Origin of the sequence: Candidatus Clostridium stratigraminis, assembly GCF_045310675.1 — a bacterium.
GTDB classification, from domain to species: Bacteria; Bacillota; Clostridia; order Clostridiales; family Clostridiaceae; genus Clostridium_AT; species Clostridium_AT stratigraminis.
On sequence record NZ_JBJHZZ010000005.1, the window covers coordinates 103,736 to 121,367 of the forward strand.

Annotated in this window: 15 protein-coding genes; 14 read left to right on the forward strand and 1 reads right to left on the reverse strand. The window is 34.2% G+C overall.

Annotated features, from left to right (window positions below; genetic code table 11):
* Positions 1–113: 113 nt before the first annotated feature.
* The 14 genes from ACJDUG_RS09745 (at position 114) to hisC (ending at position 12,855) form a co-directional block, all read left to right on the forward strand.
* On the forward strand, positions 114–794 hold the full coding sequence (locus tag ACJDUG_RS09745; protein ID WP_406769704.1) for a GntR family transcriptional regulator: 681 nt from the start codon (positions 114–116) through the stop codon (positions 792–794).
* Positions 795–1,067: 273 nt separating this feature from the next.
* Positions 1,068–1,364 carry a citrate lyase acyl carrier protein gene (gene citD, locus ACJDUG_RS09750; protein WP_406769705.1) on the forward strand — a complete coding sequence of 99 codons (297 nt, stop codon included), beginning with the start codon at positions 1,068–1,070 and terminating at the stop codon, positions 1,362–1,364.
* 2 nt (positions 1,365–1,366) lie between these two features.
* Positions 1,367–2,251 carry a citrate (pro-3S)-lyase subunit beta gene (gene citE / locus ACJDUG_RS09755; protein WP_406769706.1) on the forward strand — a complete coding sequence of 295 codons (885 nt, stop codon included), beginning with the start codon at positions 1,367–1,369 and terminating at the stop codon, positions 2,249–2,251.
* Positions 2,252–2,266: 15 nt separating this feature from the next.
* Positions 2,267–3,799, forward strand: a complete 1,533-nt coding sequence (gene citF, locus ACJDUG_RS09760) for a citrate lyase subunit alpha (RefSeq protein ID WP_406769707.1) — start codon at positions 2,267–2,269, stop codon at positions 3,797–3,799.
* A 64-nt stretch (positions 3,800–3,863) separates the two neighbouring features.
* Positions 3,864–4,406, forward strand: coding sequence for a citrate lyase holo-[acyl-carrier protein] synthase (gene citX, locus ACJDUG_RS09765; RefSeq protein ID WP_406769708.1), 543 nt, complete (start codon positions 3,864–3,866; stop codon positions 4,404–4,406).
* A gap of 92 nt (positions 4,407–4,498) precedes the next feature.
* Positions 4,499–5,902: an oxaloacetate decarboxylase subunit alpha gene (locus ACJDUG_RS09770; protein ID WP_406769709.1), complete on the forward strand. Its 1,404-nt coding sequence runs from the start codon at positions 4,499–4,501 to the stop codon at positions 5,900–5,902.
* 18 nt (positions 5,903–5,920) lie between these two features.
* Positions 5,921–6,124 carry a hypothetical protein gene (locus ACJDUG_RS09775; protein WP_406769710.1) on the forward strand — a complete coding sequence of 68 codons (204 nt, stop codon included), beginning with the start codon at positions 5,921–5,923 and terminating at the stop codon, positions 6,122–6,124.
* 29 nt (positions 6,125–6,153) lie between these two features.
* A complete protein-coding gene (locus tag ACJDUG_RS09780) occupies positions 6,154–6,519 on the forward strand; it encodes a biotin/lipoyl-containing protein (protein WP_406769711.1) in 366 nt (121 codons plus the stop codon).
* A gap of 72 nt (positions 6,520–6,591) precedes the next feature.
* Positions 6,592–7,716, forward strand: coding sequence for a sodium ion-translocating decarboxylase subunit beta (locus ACJDUG_RS09785; protein ID WP_406769712.1), 1,125 nt, complete (start codon positions 6,592–6,594; stop codon positions 7,714–7,716).
* A 23-nt stretch (positions 7,717–7,739) separates the two neighbouring features.
* Entirely contained in the window at positions 7,740–7,874 is a 135-nt protein-coding gene (locus ACJDUG_RS09790) for an OadG-related small transporter subunit (RefSeq protein WP_406769713.1), read from the forward strand.
* Positions 7,875–8,041: 167 nt separating this feature from the next.
* The gene (locus tag ACJDUG_RS09795) at positions 8,042–8,644 is read left to right on the forward strand and encodes a metal-dependent hydrolase (protein WP_406769714.1); all 603 of its coding nucleotides are present in this window, start codon (positions 8,042–8,044) and stop codon (positions 8,642–8,644) included.
* A 42-nt stretch (positions 8,645–8,686) separates the two neighbouring features.
* On the forward strand, positions 8,687–10,561 hold the full coding sequence (gene uvrC / locus ACJDUG_RS09800) for an excinuclease ABC subunit UvrC (protein ID WP_406769715.1): 1,875 nt from the start codon (positions 8,687–8,689) through the stop codon (positions 10,559–10,561).
* A 109-nt stretch (positions 10,562–10,670) separates the two neighbouring features.
* Positions 10,671–11,588, forward strand: coding sequence for a UDP-N-acetylmuramate dehydrogenase (gene murB, locus ACJDUG_RS09805; RefSeq protein WP_406769716.1), 918 nt, complete (start codon positions 10,671–10,673; stop codon positions 11,586–11,588).
* 163 nt (positions 11,589–11,751) lie between these two features.
* Complete coding sequence (hisC, locus tag ACJDUG_RS09810; RefSeq protein WP_406769717.1) at positions 11,752–12,855, forward strand: histidinol-phosphate transaminase; 1,104 nt, start codon at positions 11,752–11,754, stop codon at positions 12,853–12,855.
* 76 nt (positions 12,856–12,931) lie between these two features.
* Here hisC and ACJDUG_RS09815 read toward each other — a convergent pair whose 3' ends face one another.
* Complete coding sequence (locus ACJDUG_RS09815; protein ID WP_406769718.1) at positions 12,932–17,563, reverse strand: OmpL47-type beta-barrel domain-containing protein; 4,632 nt, start codon at positions 17,561–17,563, stop codon at positions 12,932–12,934.
* Positions 17,564–17,632 lie beyond the last annotated feature (69 nt).

Genomic DNA, 17,632 nt, shown 5'->3' on the forward strand with positions numbered 1-17,632 from the left:
TCTGCTTTTGAATAAAAGTTAGAATTAGCATAGAAAAGTTGCATATCACATTTAAATTTATGCTAAAATCTATATATAATATATACTGTTTATAAAGAGAGGTAGTTTTCATAATGGATTATATAGATAAACTAGTTGAAAGCACGGATTTCAGTCAGAATAAACCTATAAGTGATGTTGTTTATGAAAGCTTAAGAAAAACCATAATAAGTGGCATTATTCCAGTTGGTGAAAGAATTATAGAAAAAGAATATGCTGAAAGATTAAATATAAGCAGAACTCCAATTAGAGAAGCATTAAGAAGACTTGAAATGGAGGAATTAGTAGAATATCTACCAAGAAAAGGTGTTGTGGTGAAAAAGGTTTCTACTGAAGACGTTATAGAGATATATAAAATAAGACACAGCTTAGAAGTACTAGCTGCTATAAATGCTATGGATAATATAACTTTAGAAGAGATTAATGAAATAGAAGAACTCCTTGATTTAACTGAAGAACAAAACAGAGCAGGTAAAGTCGAAGAGGTAATTAAATTATTTGGTGAATTCAATACTAGAATCTACAGAGCTAGCAGAATGAAAAGACTAGAAAGTATGATCAGCAGGTTAAACGAATATCTTCAAAGGTTTAGGAATATTTCCATTTCGGAAAATGAAAGAAGAGAAGAAGGCATTAAGGAGCATAGAGAAATTTTAAAGGCCATAATAGAAAAAGATAAGGAAGGCATAGAGTTTATTATAAAAAAGCACCTGGAATACTCACTAATTATAGTAACCTCGGAGATTAAAGATTAGTTAGAAGGCTAATTAATAAAGCATATAACTTATAAAAAGAAGAATAACCCTTCATGGTTATTCTTCTTTTTATAAGTAAAAAAACACAAAAAATACACTAAAGAACATCAAAAAAACTTTAGTGGGAACTATGTTTATTTTATAATTAACTTAAATACTGGCCGGTAATGAATTTAGCGTATTGAATTAATAATTGCTTAGTACAATAAAAAAAGCAGGAGGCAAAATAATTAATAATTGTTTTGTGCTTCAAAGGAATACAGGAGGGAAATCATGAAGCTAATGAAAAACTCAATAGCTGGAACTTTAGAATCTAGTGACATCCAAATAATTATAGAACCTACAGAAGAAGCTGGAATACAAATTGAACTTAACAGTAGTGTAGAAAGACAGTATGGGAGACAAATAAGAAAGGTAATAACTGAAACCTTAGAAAATCTAAAAGTAGAGAATGCTAGAATAATAGCTGCAGATAAAGGGGCTTTAGATTGTACAATTAAGGCAAGAGTACAATGTGCAGCCTATAGAGCAGCAGGTATAAAAGAGAAATTTGATTGGGAGGTCGTATAGTTATGGAGAGATTAAGAAGAACAATGATGTTCCTTCCAGCAAGTAATCCAAGCATGGTTAGGGACGCTTACATTTATGGTGCAGACTCTCTCATGTTTGATTTAGAGGATGCAGTTGCCTTAACTGAAAAGGATTCCGCTAGATTTTTAATATATAATGCATTAAAAACTATAGATTATGGAAATACAGAATTAGTTGTAAGAATAAATGGACTGGATTCTCCCTTTGGAAGAGAGGACATAGAGGCTGTTGTTAGAGCTGGAGTACATGTTATAAGACTTCCTAAAACTGAAAGAAAGGAAGACATACATGCAGTTGAAGCTGTTATAGAAGAAGTAGAAAGAAAGTGTGGAAGAGAAGTTGGAAGTACAAAGATGATGGCGGCAATTGAAAGCCCAATTGGAGTAATAAATGCCTTTGAAATTGCCACTGCAAGTAAAAGGCTAATAGCAGTAGCTCTGGGAGCAGAGGACTATGTAACAAATCTTAAGACAAAGAGGTATCCTGACGGCATGGAGCTTTTAGGAGCTAGAAGCCAGATTATTATTGCTGCAAGAGCTGCAGGCATCTATGCCTTGGATACAGTTTATACTGAGGTTGATAATGAGGAAGGCTTTAGAAGAGAAGTAGAACTTATTAAACAGCTTGGATTTGATGGTAAGTCTGTTATTAACCCAAGACAGATCAAGCCAGTACATGAGATTTATACACCATCAGAAAAAGAAATTAATAAGTCAATTTCAATAGTAAGAGCTGCTAAAGAAGCAGAAGAAAAGGGCCTTGGAGTTATTTCGGTAAATGGAAAGATGGTAGACAAGCCTATAGTGGAAAGAGCTGAAAGAATACTTCAATTAGCTGCTGCATCAGGCCTAAATGTGAATGCATAAAGGAGGTTAAAAAATATGAAAAATATTATTGGAAGAGAGATTCCAGATGAAATATTAGAGGAGAGAAAACCTTTTAAAGGTCAATTTGCCTGTAGTGACGAAATTGTAAAAACAACTCCTATGATAAAGCCAGTTAAGCCTGGTGAAAATAAATTATTAAAGAGTATTGAAGAAGCTTTATTAAAAACAGGTTTAAAGGATGGTATGACAATCTCCTTTCATCATCACTTTAGAGAAGGAGACTATATATTAAATAATGTGTTAGGGGTAATTGCAAAGTTTGGAATAAAGGATTTAACACTAGCAACCAGTTCACTTGGAAGTGTTCATAAGCCCCTTATAGAACATATAAAAAATGGAGTAATATCCAAAATAACTACAAGCGGGTTAAGAGGAGCATTGGCAGAGGCTATTTCCAGTGGAATATTAAAAGAGCCTGTAATTGTAAGATCTCATGGTGGAAGAGCAAGAGCAGTTGAGTGCGGGGATATTAAAATAGATGTAGCATTTTTAGGTGCTCCAGCCTCCGATGAGTATGGAAACGCCAGTGGTACTAGAGGAAAGGCAAACTGCGGCTCCTTAGGTTATGCTATGGTGGATGCAAAATATGCAGAAAAGGTTGTTATACTTACAGATTCCCTAGTAGAGTTTCCAAACATGCCTGCAAGTATTGACCAAACCAATGTTGATTATGTTGTAAAAATAGATTCAATTGGAGATCCTGCAGGTATAGCTTCTGGTGCTACAAGGTATACTAAGAATCCAAAGGAGCTTTTAATAGCTGAGAATGCAAGCAGAGCAATAACTGCTTCGCCTTATTTCAAAGATGGCTACTCCTTTCAAACAGGTTCAGGTGGTTCAGCACTTGCAGTAACTAGATTCTTAAGAGAGGAAATGCTTAAAAGAGATATAAAAGCTAGTTTTGCTTTAGGCGGAATAACAAAGCCTATGATAGAAATGCTTGAAGAAGGATTAATTAAACATATTTATGATGTACAAGACTTCGATTTGGTTTCAGTAAATTCTATAGGAAATAATCCAATGCAGCATGAAATAGATGCTTCCTTTTATGCAAATCCTCATAACAAGGGATGTATAGCCAATAAGCTTGATGTAGTTGTTTTATCAGCACTTGAAATAGATACAAAATTCAATGTAAATGTTATGACTGGTTCTGATGGAGTTTTAAGAGGAGCTTCTGGTGGACACTCTGATACAGCTGCCTGCGCAAAGCTTACTGTTATAGTTACTCCATTAATTCGCGGCAGAATACCATGTATCGTTGAAGATGTAAACACTGTAATTACACCAGGTGAAAGCATTGATGTTGTTGTAACAGAAGTAGGTATTGCTGTAAATCCAAGGAGAACTGATTTGCTTAAAATATTTAAGGAAGCTAATCTTAGTGTAAAGAGTATAGAGGAATTAAAGGATAAGGCTTACAGCATAGTTGGTGTTCCGGATAAAATTGAGTACGAAGATGAAGTTGTTGGTATAATAGAATATAGAGATGGAAGCGTTATTGATGTAGTTAGAAAGGTAAAATAGAGTGTGGCAGAGGTGTGGCATGGTGACTTTTCTTCTGTCACATAGTATTAAGGAGTGATTTTAAGTGAGCCAGTACTTTAGCGGTGAAAAGCAAAGCCTTGAAGATATATTGGAAGCAAGAGATATGAGAGCTGATTATCAGCAATATTTAATAAATAAATATGGAAGCACTATTGTTTCTTATAAACTAAATATACCTGGAGCCATAAAGTATAACCCACTTGTTAAAGAAATTTTTGATGAAGGGTTAAGTGCCTTTAAACAAAAATTAGGGGAACTTTTAATTGATAATGTACATGAAAAAATCTTATATAAAAACAGCGGACCAGAGTATTTTGCAGTATTTTATGAAAATGATAAATTGATTAAAAAAATAACTGCTGATATTGAAGAAACCCATCCCCTTGGAAGGCTGTACGATTTTGACATTTTAGATGCAGCGGGTAATCAAGTTTCAAGGAGAGACTTAGGCCTTCAGCCAAGAAAATGCCTTATATGTGAAAGTAATGCCTTTGAATGCGGCAGATCCAGAAGACATGAGGTTAGTGAGCTAATAGAAAAAATAGAAGAAATAGCAATAGATTATTTTAAAAGCACAAAATTATAAAGTAAATAGATTTACTTAAATTGAAATGGGCATACTAAGCTAAGCTAGTAGAGACTGCCCATTAGAGTGGAATACTAGGAAGGTGAATTAAAATGAATCCAGTTAAAATAACTGAAACAGCACTTAGAGATGGACATCAATCATTAATTGCTACAAGACTTAAAACAGAAGAAATACTACCAATTCTAGAAAAGATGGACAACGTAGGTTATTATTCACTGGAGGTCTGGGGAGGAGCGACCTTTGATGCCTGTCTTCGCTTTCTTAATGAAGATCCTTGGGAAAGATTAAGAAAAATTCGAAAGAGAGTTAAAAATACAAAGCTTCAAATGCTTTTAAGAGGACAGAATCTTTTAGGTTACAAGCATTATCCTGATGATGTGGTAGAAGCCTTTATCAAAAAGTCGGTGGAAAATGGAATAGATATTATAAGAGTTTTTGATGCACTAAATGATGTGAGAAACCTTGAGACTTCCATTAAGGCTATAAAAGAAGCAGGTGCTCACTGCCAGTGTGCAATAAGCTATACTACAAGCGCCATTCATACCTTAGACTATTACGTTGAATTATCAAAGAAGATGGAGGCCTTAGGAGCAGATTCTATTTGTATAAAGGATATGGCGGGTATATTGACCCCTAACTCAGCTTATGAGCTTGTGAAAAAGCTAAAGGAGAATATAGGTGTTCCCTTAGATTTACACACTCATAGTACTAGCGGAATAGCCTCAATGACATATTTAAAAGCTGTAGAAGCAGGTATAGATATAATAGATACTGCAATTTCACCCTTTGGAGAAGGTACTTCACAGCCAGCTACAGAATCCATGGTATTAACACTTAAAGAGGGGGAAAGGGATTCAAAATTAGACATAAATTTACTAGGAGAAATAGCAGATTACTTTAAACCAATAAAAGAAAAATACAGGGAAGCAGGAATATTAAATCCCAAGGTCATGGATGTTGAGCCTAAAACTATAACCTATAAGGTACCTGGCGGAATGCTTTCAAATCTTTTGTCACAGCTTAAGTCCCAGAAGGCAGAAGATAAATTCGAAGAAGTCCTTAGAGAAATTCCTAAGGTAAGGGAAGATTTAGGCTTTCCCCCATTAGTTACCCCCCTTAGCCAAATGGTTGGTACCCAAGCTGTTTTTAATGTTCTAGCAGGTGAAAGATATAAAATGGTTCCTAAGGAAATAAAAGAATATGTTAAGGGCCTTTATGGAAAATCACCCGCACCAATAAAAGATGATATTAAAAAGATAATTATTGGTGATGAAGAGGTTATAACAGTAAGACCTGCAGATTTGCTTAAGCCAGAGATTGAAAAATATAGAGAAGAAATAGGAAGCCTTGCAAACTCAATGGAAGATTTACTATCCTATATTTTATTTCCGCAGGTAGCAAAGAAATTCTTCGAAGATAGGCTTAAGGGTGCAGCTAATGACAGTGAAAGCAGTGATGAGGATAAGCCTCATTATATATATGTAACAATGTAAACTAAGGGAGTGATTAGAGTGGGAATAGGCAGCTTTTTTAAAGGAATATTTGGTAAAGAAGAAGAAAATGATAGCTTTGAGGAAAATAACTCAAATTACGCTGCTGAGCTTGAAATAGATGAGGAAGAAAAGATAGTCGTGGCTCTTGCAGCTTCAATAATGGCTGGTAAGGATAAGCCTGATTCACATTTTCACATTTCAAAAATCAGAAGAGTTAAATAAAGATTAATAATATGGAAGGAGCCCTATATATGAAGAAATATATAATAAAGTTAAATGAAAAGGTATATGAAGTAGAAATAGAAGAAGTAACTGGAGAAACTGCTGCTTCACTTGCAGATAATGAAATAAACCCATCAGACTCTAAAAATGGTGCAGCTTCAACTGAGAAATCAGCTTCTGCAGGAACAACTATAGAAGCACCTATGCCAGGCAGCATTATTTCTATAAAAGTAAAGGTTGGAGATATTGTAAAGAAAAATCAACCATTATTAATATTAGAGGCTATGAAGATGGAAAATGAAATAGTATCGCCTGTTGATGGAAGAGTAATTTCAATTGGAGTGTCAAATGGACAATCTGTTAATCCTGGAGAAATGCTTGTACAAATAGGATAAGCATATAAACAAGGTAATATTAAAGTTAAATATCTATTGTACAAATAGCAAAATAACAGGGAGGAAATATAAATGGAATTTTTACTTCAGGGTATAGCTGCAATCACCATTAAACAGGTCGTTATGTGGGTGATTGGGGGCATACTTATTTATCTGGCAATCGAAAAAGACTTTGAACCGGCCTTATTGCTGCCAATTGGGTTTGGAGCAATACTTGTAAATATACCTATGTCTGGAGCAGTAACTCAAGTATTAAATGGCACTAAAATAGAAGGGATTTTAGATGTTTTATTTAACGGCGGAATAGCTACAGAAATGTTCCCACTGCTTTTATTTATAGGAATAGGAGCAATGATAGACTTTGGACCTCTTTTATCAAACCCGTTTATGCTTCTATTCGGAGCAGCAGCACAGTTCGGAATATTTTTCACCATTTGTGCAGCAGTGCTTTTAGGTTTTAATTTAAAGGATGCAGCATCCATAGGAATTATAGGTGCGGCAGATGGCCCTACTTCAATATTTGTTGCAAACTTTTTTAAGAGCAACCTTATAGCACCTATTACCGTAGCAGCATATTCTTATATGTCACTTGTACCAGTAATACAGCCCTTTGCTATTAAATTAGTTACAACTAAAAAAGAGAGAAAAATCAGAATGCCTTACAAGGCAGAAAGTATATCTAAAAAGACAAGAATATTATTCCCTATACTAGTTACAATAATAGCTGGCCTTATAGCACCGACTTCCGTTTCCTTAGTAGGATTCTTAATGTTCGGTAACCTTATTAGAGAATGCGGAGTCTTAGAAAAGTTATCAAAATCTGCTCAAAATGAACTAGTAAATATAATAACTCTATTACTTGGAATAACAATTGCATCTTCCATGAAGGCAGAACAATTTGTAACCTTAAAAACTGCTCTTGTTATTGGACTTGGACTTGTAGCCTTTATTTTTGATACCATTGGCGGAGTATTATTTGCAAAATTTTTAAATCTTTTCTTAAAGAAAAAGATAAATCCTATGGTAGGTGCTGCAGGAATATCTGCCTTTCCAATGTCAGCTAGAGTAATTCAAAAGATGGCTCAAAAGGAAGATAATCAAAATTTTATATTAATGCATGCTGTTGGAGCCAACGTAGCAGGACAAATTGCTTCTGTTATAGCAGGCGGCTTAATACTAAACCTAGTTAAATTTTAAGAATGATAAGGCAGGTGGCTTATATGGATAGTGTAATTGCTTCAAATTTTAAAGAGTCAATAAATATTTTATTATCAGGAATGGGTGGAATATTTGTAGTATTACTTATAATATTTCTTTTAATAAAGGGACTTATTAAAGTATTTCCTGAAAAATAATGGATTCCCTTTGTGAACATATGTTTCTATGTTATAATAAAGCTTAGTATCTATGCTGTTTAAGAGGTACTAAGCTTTTTATTTTTTACACTATAAAAAATAAATCTTTATTCGTATATTATATGTAGAAATCAAAAGGAACCGTTCCTATTGATTTAGGAGAAATTATGACAGGGAAAACACATGCTGGAATTGGAGTAACAGCTTATATTGCTCTATGTAACAGATTACCTGGCGGCTTCAGCTATTTGGGAATGGCAGTTGTTTTGGCTGCCTCCCTGCTGCCAGATATAGATCATCCTAAGAGCATTGTAAATAAATATATATTGCCCTTTAAAAACAAGAACACAAAAGTTACTTTATACTTTTGTAGTGGTATAATAGTGCTGTGGTTTGATTATTTATATACAAATGAACCCGCCTACAAGGCTCTAGGGGCAGCTCTTATTGCAATTGGACTTTCCTCTCATAGGGAAGGACTTACCCACAGTCTTTTAGGAATGATTACTTTTACATTTATAGCAGGATATATTGGAAATAAATATAATTTAAAGCATCTAACCTCTTATTTTATTATAGGGTACAGCACACATCTTTTAGGGGACATGGCAACAAACAGAGGAGTACCTCTTTTTTATCCCTTTAAAAATAAGAAAATTAAGCTGCCGCTGACCTATAAAGTAGGCTCAAAACTTGGAACATTTATTGAACTGGTTCTTGTAGTTATTGGACTTCTTTATGTGATTTATAAAATTCCGGCAATTACATAGCTCAATAGATTATATTACAAATGATTTCCTTGGAGGTAAACCATGTTTGATTTCGAATATCAACTAAAAATATTGCCAGATAAGCCCGGAGTGTATTTAATGAAAAACTCTTTAGGAGAAGTAATTTATGTCGGCAAGGCTAAAGTTCTTAAAAATAGAGTAAGACAATATTTTCAAAGTTCAAAGAATCATTCTGAAAAAGTTAAGGCTATGGTAAAAAACATAGCTGAATTTGAAAATATAGTTACAGATTCTGAAATGGAAGCACTTATTTTAGAGTGCAATCTTATAAAAAAGTACAGACCAAAGTATAATATTTTATTAAAAGACGATAAACACTATCCTTTTATAAAAATTACTACAAATGAGGATTATCCGAGGGTATTTATGACAAGAATATTAGCTAAGGATGGGGCTAAATATTTCGGACCCTACACTGATGTTTCTGCAGTCTACGAAACACTTGATTTAATTAAGAAGGTATTTCCAATAAGAACTTGTAAAATGGTGATTAAAGAAGGAGAAACTAACATAAGACCTTGTCTTAATTATCATATTGGCTTATGTAACGCTCCCTGTGCAGGCTTAGTCTCAAAAGTGGACTATGGTAAGCTTGTACAAGATATTATTGACCTGCTTTCAGGAAAAGATAAGCATGTTTTAAGAGAACTAAAGGCTCAAATGGAAGCAGCAGCTGAAAGCTTAGAATTTGAAAAAGCAGCCTCCTTTAGAGACAAAATAGCTGCGGTAGGAAAAATAGTAGAAAAGCAGAAGATTATTACAGGAAACTTTGAGGATGAAGACTTTATAAGTATATACAGCGATGAAAAAGACACCTGTGCTATGATATTTTTCTTAAGGGATGGTAAAATTTTAGGTAAAGAAAATTACATGCTTGAAAATACAGCAGGCATTTTAAATGGAGAAATAATATCTGATTTTGTTAAGGAGTTTTATGGTGGTACTGCCTTTGTACCTAAGAATATATTTGTTCCAAGTATAGAGGATAACGAGCTCTTAGAAGAGTGGCTTACCATGAAAAGAGGCTCAAAAGTCTCAATTAAGGTTCCTCAAAGAGGTGACAAAAAAGATTTACTTGAAATGGTTACAAAAAATGCTAAACTAACCTTAGAACAGTTTAAGCTTAAACTGCTTCAGGATAAGGAAATTCATAAAACCGCTCTTAAAGAATTAGCTTCTATTATAGATTTAGAAGAGCTTCCTAATAGAATTGAGGCTTATGATATATCAAATATACAAGGAGTAGACTCTGTAGGAAGCATGATAGTTTTTGAAGGCGGGAAGGCTAAAAATAGTGATTATAGAAGATTTAAAATAAAGTCTGTTATAGGTGCAAATGATTATGACAGCATGAGGGAAATATTAACAAGGCGTTTTAAACACGGTTTAGAGGAAATAGAGAAAATAAAGGAAAGAAACTTAGAGCTAAGTGCAGGCAAGTTTTGTGTTTTTCCAGATTTAATACTGATGGATGGAGGAAAGGGACAGGTAAATATTGCCCTTGAAGTTTTAGGCAGCCTAAATATTGATATACCGGTATGCGGCATGGTTAAGGATGATAAGCACAATACCAGAGGTTTAATATATAATAATAATGAAGTGCTTATTAGACCAAGTTCAAATGTTATGCAGCTTATAACGAGAATACAGGATGAGGTTCACAGATTTGCAATTACTTATCATAGAAGCCTTAGAGATAAGAGAGTCCTTCACTCAGTTTTGGAAGATATTCCGGGAGTAGGAGAAAAGAGAAGAAAGGAGCTTCTTAAAAAGTTTGGCAGCATTGAAAACATAAAGAATGCAAAAGTAGAAGAATTGTTTGAAACACCTTCAATTGACAAAAGAGCTGCACAAAGTATATTTGATTATTTTAAAAACGCTGATAAAGATAAATAATATGTAAGAAAATTGAAGTATTAGAAAATATAAAAAACTAGAACTTGATTAATACAGCTAGAAAAATTATACTAGAATGTGTATCTTAGTAATGTTAAGGAGATTTAAGATGAACCAATATGAGGATTTAAGCAGTAAACTTTCAAAGCTTTTGAAAGAAGACGATATAGCAATAAATGAGTCAATGAAAAACCATACTTCTTTTAAGGTTGGGGGCCCTGCTGATATATTAGTAAGACCCAAAACTTACGAGGAAGTTGTTAATATTATAAAGTTATGCAATGAAAATAGGGTACCCTTTTATATAATAGGAAGAGGCTCTAACCTTGTAGTAAGAGATGGCGGATATAGAGGTGTAATTATTAAACTTACAAAACTTGACACCATAATGGTTCAGGAGGAAATGGTAATTGTTCAAGGCGGTGCAGACCTATGCAAGGTTTCTGACGCTGCACTTAATAATGATCTCACAGGCTTCGAATTTGCCTGTGGTATTCCTGGCACAGTAGGTGGAGCAGTTACAATGAATGCAGGAGCCTATAATGGAGAAGTAAGTCAAGTAATATACAGCGCTCTTGTAGTTGATAAAGAAGGCAACCTGATAAATTTAGATAGGGAGCGGCTTGATCTAGGTTATAGAACAAGTGCTGTTCAAAAGCATGGCTATACTGTTCTTGAAGTTAGCTTCAAATTAAAAAAAGGCGAGCATGAGAAAATTAAAAATAGAATAGATGAATTAACTAGAAGAAGAGAAGATAAGCAGCCCCTAGAGTATCCTTCAGCAGGCAGTACCTTTAAAAGACCGGTCGGATATTTTACAGGACAGCTTATTGAAGAGTGTGCTTTAAAGGGCCACAGTATCGGGGGAGCTGAGGTATCACAAAAGCATGCAGGCTTTATTATTAATAAAGGCGGCGCAACCGCAAAGGACATTCTATCACTAATCGAATACGTTCAAGAAGTAGTTAAAGGAAGATACAACGTGGAACTTCATCCAGAAGTGAGGATTATTGGGGAAGAAAAATAGCAACTAGGGTAGCACATAATTTAAGGTAATTACAATTAATAATTAACAATTATGGAGATCCAATAGACTTTCATAAAGCCTATAGAAAGTCCTCTTTGGGATTTCAATCTATTAATTTAATTATTAATTTTTAATTATAAATCTAATTATGGGGGTATTTTTAATGGGGTATGGTATAAGGGAAGAAGTATTTAGCATGGAGATGTATGTTGCTGGAAAGCCCATTAGTGAGGTTAAAAGAGAACTGGGTCTTGAGGAGGTTATTAAACTTGCATCAAATGAAAACCCACTTGGATGTTCTCCTAAGGTAAAAAAGGCACTACAGGAAACTATTGATGAAACTTGTCTGTATCCAGACGCTTCAAATTTTGAACTGAAAGCAGCTATTTCTAAAAAATTAGGGGTAAAAACATCTCAAATCTTCTGTGGAGCAGGTTCAGATCTGCTTATTAGAGTTATTTGTGATACTTTATTAAGACCTGGTGATGAAAGCATAATGGCTGAAGTCACTTTTTCACGTTATGATGCAGCAACAAAGCTTATGGGGGGAAGGTCAATAATCGTACCCATGAAGAATCATGGCTTAGATGTTGACGCTATGGCAGACTGTATAAATGAAAAAACTAAATTGATATGGCTATGCAATCCAAACAATCCTACAGGAACTATTTTCAAGAAACAAGACTTGGAAAGAATTATTAATAGAATTCCTGAAAACGTATTCATAATTATGGATGAAGCCTATATTGAATATGTAACCGACGAAGATTATCCAGACACTCTTCAGCTATTAGATAAGTATACTAATATGATAATATTAAGAACCTTTTCAAAGGCTTATGGACTAGCGGGACTTAGATGTGGCTATGGAATTGCCAATGAGGAAATAGTAAAATACTTCAATACTGTAGTAGGTCCTTTTGATGTAAATTTATTTGCGCAAAGGGCTGCAACAGCTGCAATTAATGATAGTGAATACTTAAATTATGTTTATGAAACGAACATAATAGGAAGGGATTATTTATATTCTGAATTTAAGAAGTTGGGCCTTCCATACATTGAAACCAACGCTAACTTCATTATGGTTAGTTCAAAATTAGATGATAAATTGGTTTTTAATGAGCTTTTAAAAAGAGGAATAATAGTAAGGCCAGGCTTCTTGCTTGGAATGCCGGGGTGGATGAGAGTTACCATTGGAACTATGGAGCAGAATGAAGCTTTTATAGGTGCACTGACTGGTATATTACATAAAATTTATTCATTTTAAAAATAATTAAAAAATATACCATAATAAAAGGAAGGCATTTGCCTTCCTTTTGTTATGGTATGTGATTGCTAGAAAGTTATTTTTGTACTTTAACTGTAGTTTGTCCAACTACTAAATAACCATTAATGTAGCAGCGAAACTCAACTACCATATCAGGTGCAGTCAAATTGAAATCTGAACGCTCAAACTTGAACTGACCTAGCTTTGCCTGATTATAGTATCCATTGTTGCTTGTAAGCGCATTTACACCATTTAGTGTTGCAGTATTAAGGTCAAATCCTTGGGTACTATATCCTGATGGAAGATCAACACGAACAGTAAATACCCCATTATTTCCTTTAACAACAATAGGTGTTATTTCAATATTAGCCGGGATATAAACAATAAATTGTTTTTGTACTGTAGTGCTATTACCAGCAGCGTCAGTTACTGTGATAATAATAGTATAAACACCAGGTTTATCAAATTGAATACTTGAACCATTAGTGATAACTTTACCAATAGTTTCATTTGGCTCAAAAACAAGTACCTTTTCATTAACCACACCAGAAAGATTATCATCTGCTATATAGTTTAATAGTAAAGTTGAACCAAGTTTATACTCATCAAATAGATTCATTGTAATAGTTGGTACAGTCCTATCAATCTTTACATAAGTAGTATTAATTGATTCTATATTGCCAGCATTATCAACTGAATAGAAGGTTATTTTGTGAATTCCTTCACCTTGTACAATGAAAGAATTACCTTCAATGTAGTCAGAACCATCAATTGAGTAGAAAGTTTTAGCAGTGCCGCTTAGTGAATCTGCTTCAATTAAGTTTATAGTTACATTATCCTTTGACCAGCCAGCAGGTGAATTTGAAGTAGTGACTGGTGCAGCATTATCAATCTTTACATAAGCAGTATTTAAAGCCTCTTTGTTCCCAGCATTATCAACTGAGTAGAAGGTTATTTTATGAATTCCTTCACCTTGTATAATGAAAGAATTACCTTCAATGTAGCCAGAACCATCAATTGAATAGTAGGTTTTAAAAACGCCAGTTTCATTATCAGCTGCTGTTAAAGTAATATTAAGTGAATTTTGATTTATCCAATTAGTTGGTGCATTAATACTTGTAACTGGTGGTACAGTATCAACAATAAGTTTTGCTAAAACAATACTAGATGGATCAGATTCACCAAATGAATTACTGTAAGAAGTAACATAATATTGATGATTTTCATATGAAAGATTAGTAAAGGTATAGGATAAATTATTTAGGTTTTTTACAAGTAAAACAGGAACGCCATTTATTATCTCATATATATTATAACCATTAGCATAAGTTATAAAGTTCCAAGTAAGCTGAACACTTGTTTTGTCTAGGACATTAATGTTTACCTCTGGAGACTGCATTACAGGGTAGATAATAGTTTCAGTCAGCGGATTAGATAAGGCTGATTCTCCGAAACGAGTACTATAGGCAGTAATCTGATAAACATGAGTTGCTTCTGACAAATTATAAACTTTATAAGTTAAGGCTGTTCCTTTATATATCAATTGCAGCGTGCCATTTGTTACTTCATAAATACGATATTCATTAGCCCAGCTAACAGCTTGCCATGAAAAAGTAATGTTATTAACATTTATAACAGCTGCTGATAAAGTTGGTGAGGATATTACTGGCCAAGTTAATGTAAAGTTTATTGTGCTGTCGGTTTGAGATTCACCAAAACGCGTACTAAATGAATCAACTTCATAACTGTAATCACCCTGAGGCATATTAGTAAAGGTTATAGAAACTCCGGTTACAGTTTGCTTTAATACCTTTTGTCCATCAATAATTTGATATACATTATAAGCTGTAGCATAGCTTGAAGCGGTCCATTTTAAAGTAATATCATTTCCATTTGCTATACTATTTGTTAAGTTAGTGGGTGCCTGCATTGTAGGAAAAACTAATGTTAGGTTTATTTGACTTCCTATTGGAGATTCACCAAAACGCGTACTATAGGAATCAACCTCATAACTGTAATCCCCTTCAGGCATATTAGTAAAGGTTACAGAAGTACCAGTAACAGTTTGCTTTAATACCTTTTGTCCATTAATAATTTGGTACACTTTATAAGATGCAGCATAACTTGATGCGGTCCACTTTAAGGTAATATCATTACCATTTGCCATAGTATAGGTTAAGTTAGCGGGTGCCTGCATTGTAGGGAAAATCAGTGTAAGGCTAACTTGACTTCCTATTGGAGATTCACCAAAACGCGTACTAAATGAATCAACCTCATAACTGTAATCCCCTTGAGGCATATTAGCAAAGGTTACAGAAGTACCAGTTACAGTTTGTTTCAATACCTTTTGACCATCAATAATTTGATATACGTTATAAGATGCTGCATAGGTAGAAGCGGTCCACTTTAAAGTAATATCATTTCCATTAGCAATAGTATAAGTCAAATTAGCTGGTGCTTGCATTATTGGGAAGCTAACAGAAAGTGATAACTCACTTCCATCTGTTGATTCGCCAAATCTGCTGCTTACTGAAGTAACAACATAAGTATGATCACCTTCAGCTATGTTAGTTAAGGTAGTTATTGTAGAGGTTACAGTAGCCTTAAGAACTAATTGATTATCAATTAACTCATAGATTTTATAACTGCCAGCATATGTTACAGGTGACCATGTTAATACAACATCATTAACATTTTGAAGCTTATATACAAAATTACTTGGTGCAGCCATTGTTGGAAGCACTAATGAAAAAGTAGTTTCTGCTCCAATAGGAGATTCTCCTAAAAGTGAAGATACAGAGTCAATAATAAAGTCGTAATCCCCTTGAGGCATATTTGTGAAGGTTACTGAAGTAGTAGTCACTGTTTGCTTTAAAACAGGTTGTCCATTAATAACTTGATAAATTTTATAACTTGTGGCATAGGGAGCAGCAGTCCATTTTAAATTTATGTCATTGCCATTTAAAATACTATAAGTTAAATTAGTAGGTGCCTGCAAAATTTGCCCGTTTAAGTTAACAGTTATATTGCTGCTATCTACTGATTCTCCAAAGCGGCTAGAATATGAGTGAATTTCATAATCATATTGACCAGGCAGCATATTTGTAAATGAAACTGTTGTTCCAGTTACAGTACTTTTTAAAATTGTTACTCCATTAATTATCTGATAAATCTTATAGCTTGTTGCATAGGGCGATACATCCCAGCTTAAGGTAAAATCTGTTGCATTTTTAATGGTTTGTATTACATTTGCAGGTGGCTGCATAACTGGAGGTACTAAAGTAAAGGCTATGCTGCTGCCATCTTCAGATTCTCCAAAACGGGTAGAATAGGAGTGAATCTCATAATTATAATCTCCACCAGCCATATTAGTATATGTGATAGTTGAACCAGTTAAGGTACTTTTTAAGACCTTTTGGCCATTAATAATCTGATATACTTTATAGTTCGCTGCATAAGGGGAGGCTCCCCAGCTTAAGGTAATATCATTTCCATTTGTAATGTTATAGATTAAATTGCTTGGTGCCTGCATTATTGGAAGAACCAAAGTAAAGGAGGCTTGACATCCATCTTGTGATTCACCAAAACGATCACTATAAGATCTAACTTCGTAAACATAATCACCAGCAGGTTTATTGGTGTAAGTGACTGTTGTACCAGTCAATGTACTTATTAAGGTTTCCTCACCATTTGCAATCTGATACACTTTGTATGCTGTAGCATAAGGAACAGTTTCCCATTTTAAGGTTATATCATTCCCATTAGCCATGCTATATGTTAAATTACCAGGTGTCTGCATTATTGGAAGAACTAAAGTGAAGAAAGCTTGACTTCCATCTTGTGATTCGCCAAAACGATCACTATAGGAGTGAATCTCATACACATAATCACCAGCAGGTATATTAGTGTAGGATATACTTGTTCCTGCAGCTGTACTTTTAAGAACCTTTCGGCCATCCACAATTTGATATATTTTATAGTTTGCTGCATAACTTACAGCATTCCATTTTAAGGTTATGTCATTACCATTAGATATGGAGTAGTTAAAATTATTTGGAGCTGTCATAATTGGGAAAGTAACTTGAACCTGTATATATCCTGAAAGTGAAGATTCACCATAAAGTGAATTAACAGAAGAAACCCCATAGGTGTAGTTTCCTTCAGCTGTATTTGTCAGGGTATATGTGGAGGTTTTTGTAGATGCAACTAAGGTTTGCTGACCATCTCCTGCAATTTGATAGACATTATAAGCTTGAGCATATTGAGAGGTTGTCCAACTTAAAACAACATCGTTTCCATTTTGTATTTTGTAAGTTAAATTAGTTGGTCCTGCCATAATTGGGTAAGTAATATTAACTGAAACAGGAGCACAGGGACCAGATTCACCAACAGTACTTAAGGTTGAAACAACGTAGCTATAGGAGCCTTCTGGAAGGTTACTAAAGGTATAAGATGTTGATGCTGTAGTACCAAGTAATTTGAGCTGACCGTCAAGAATTCCATAAACATTATAACCAGTAGCTTGATAAACAGAACTCCATGTAAGTTTTACATCACTTGGTGTTGTGAGCTGAATGGAGAGATTACTGGGCGGCAGCACCGTATTATCAGTAGTTAATGCTGAAGCATATACCGATGGAAATACAAGCTGCAATGCCAGCAGCAGTGATACAAAAAATAGAGCACTGCTAAAGAAACGTTTTTTCATGATATATTCCTACCTTTCACTGTGAAAAAGGGAAGAAAAATGAATCGTAAACAAGATACACAATCTAAA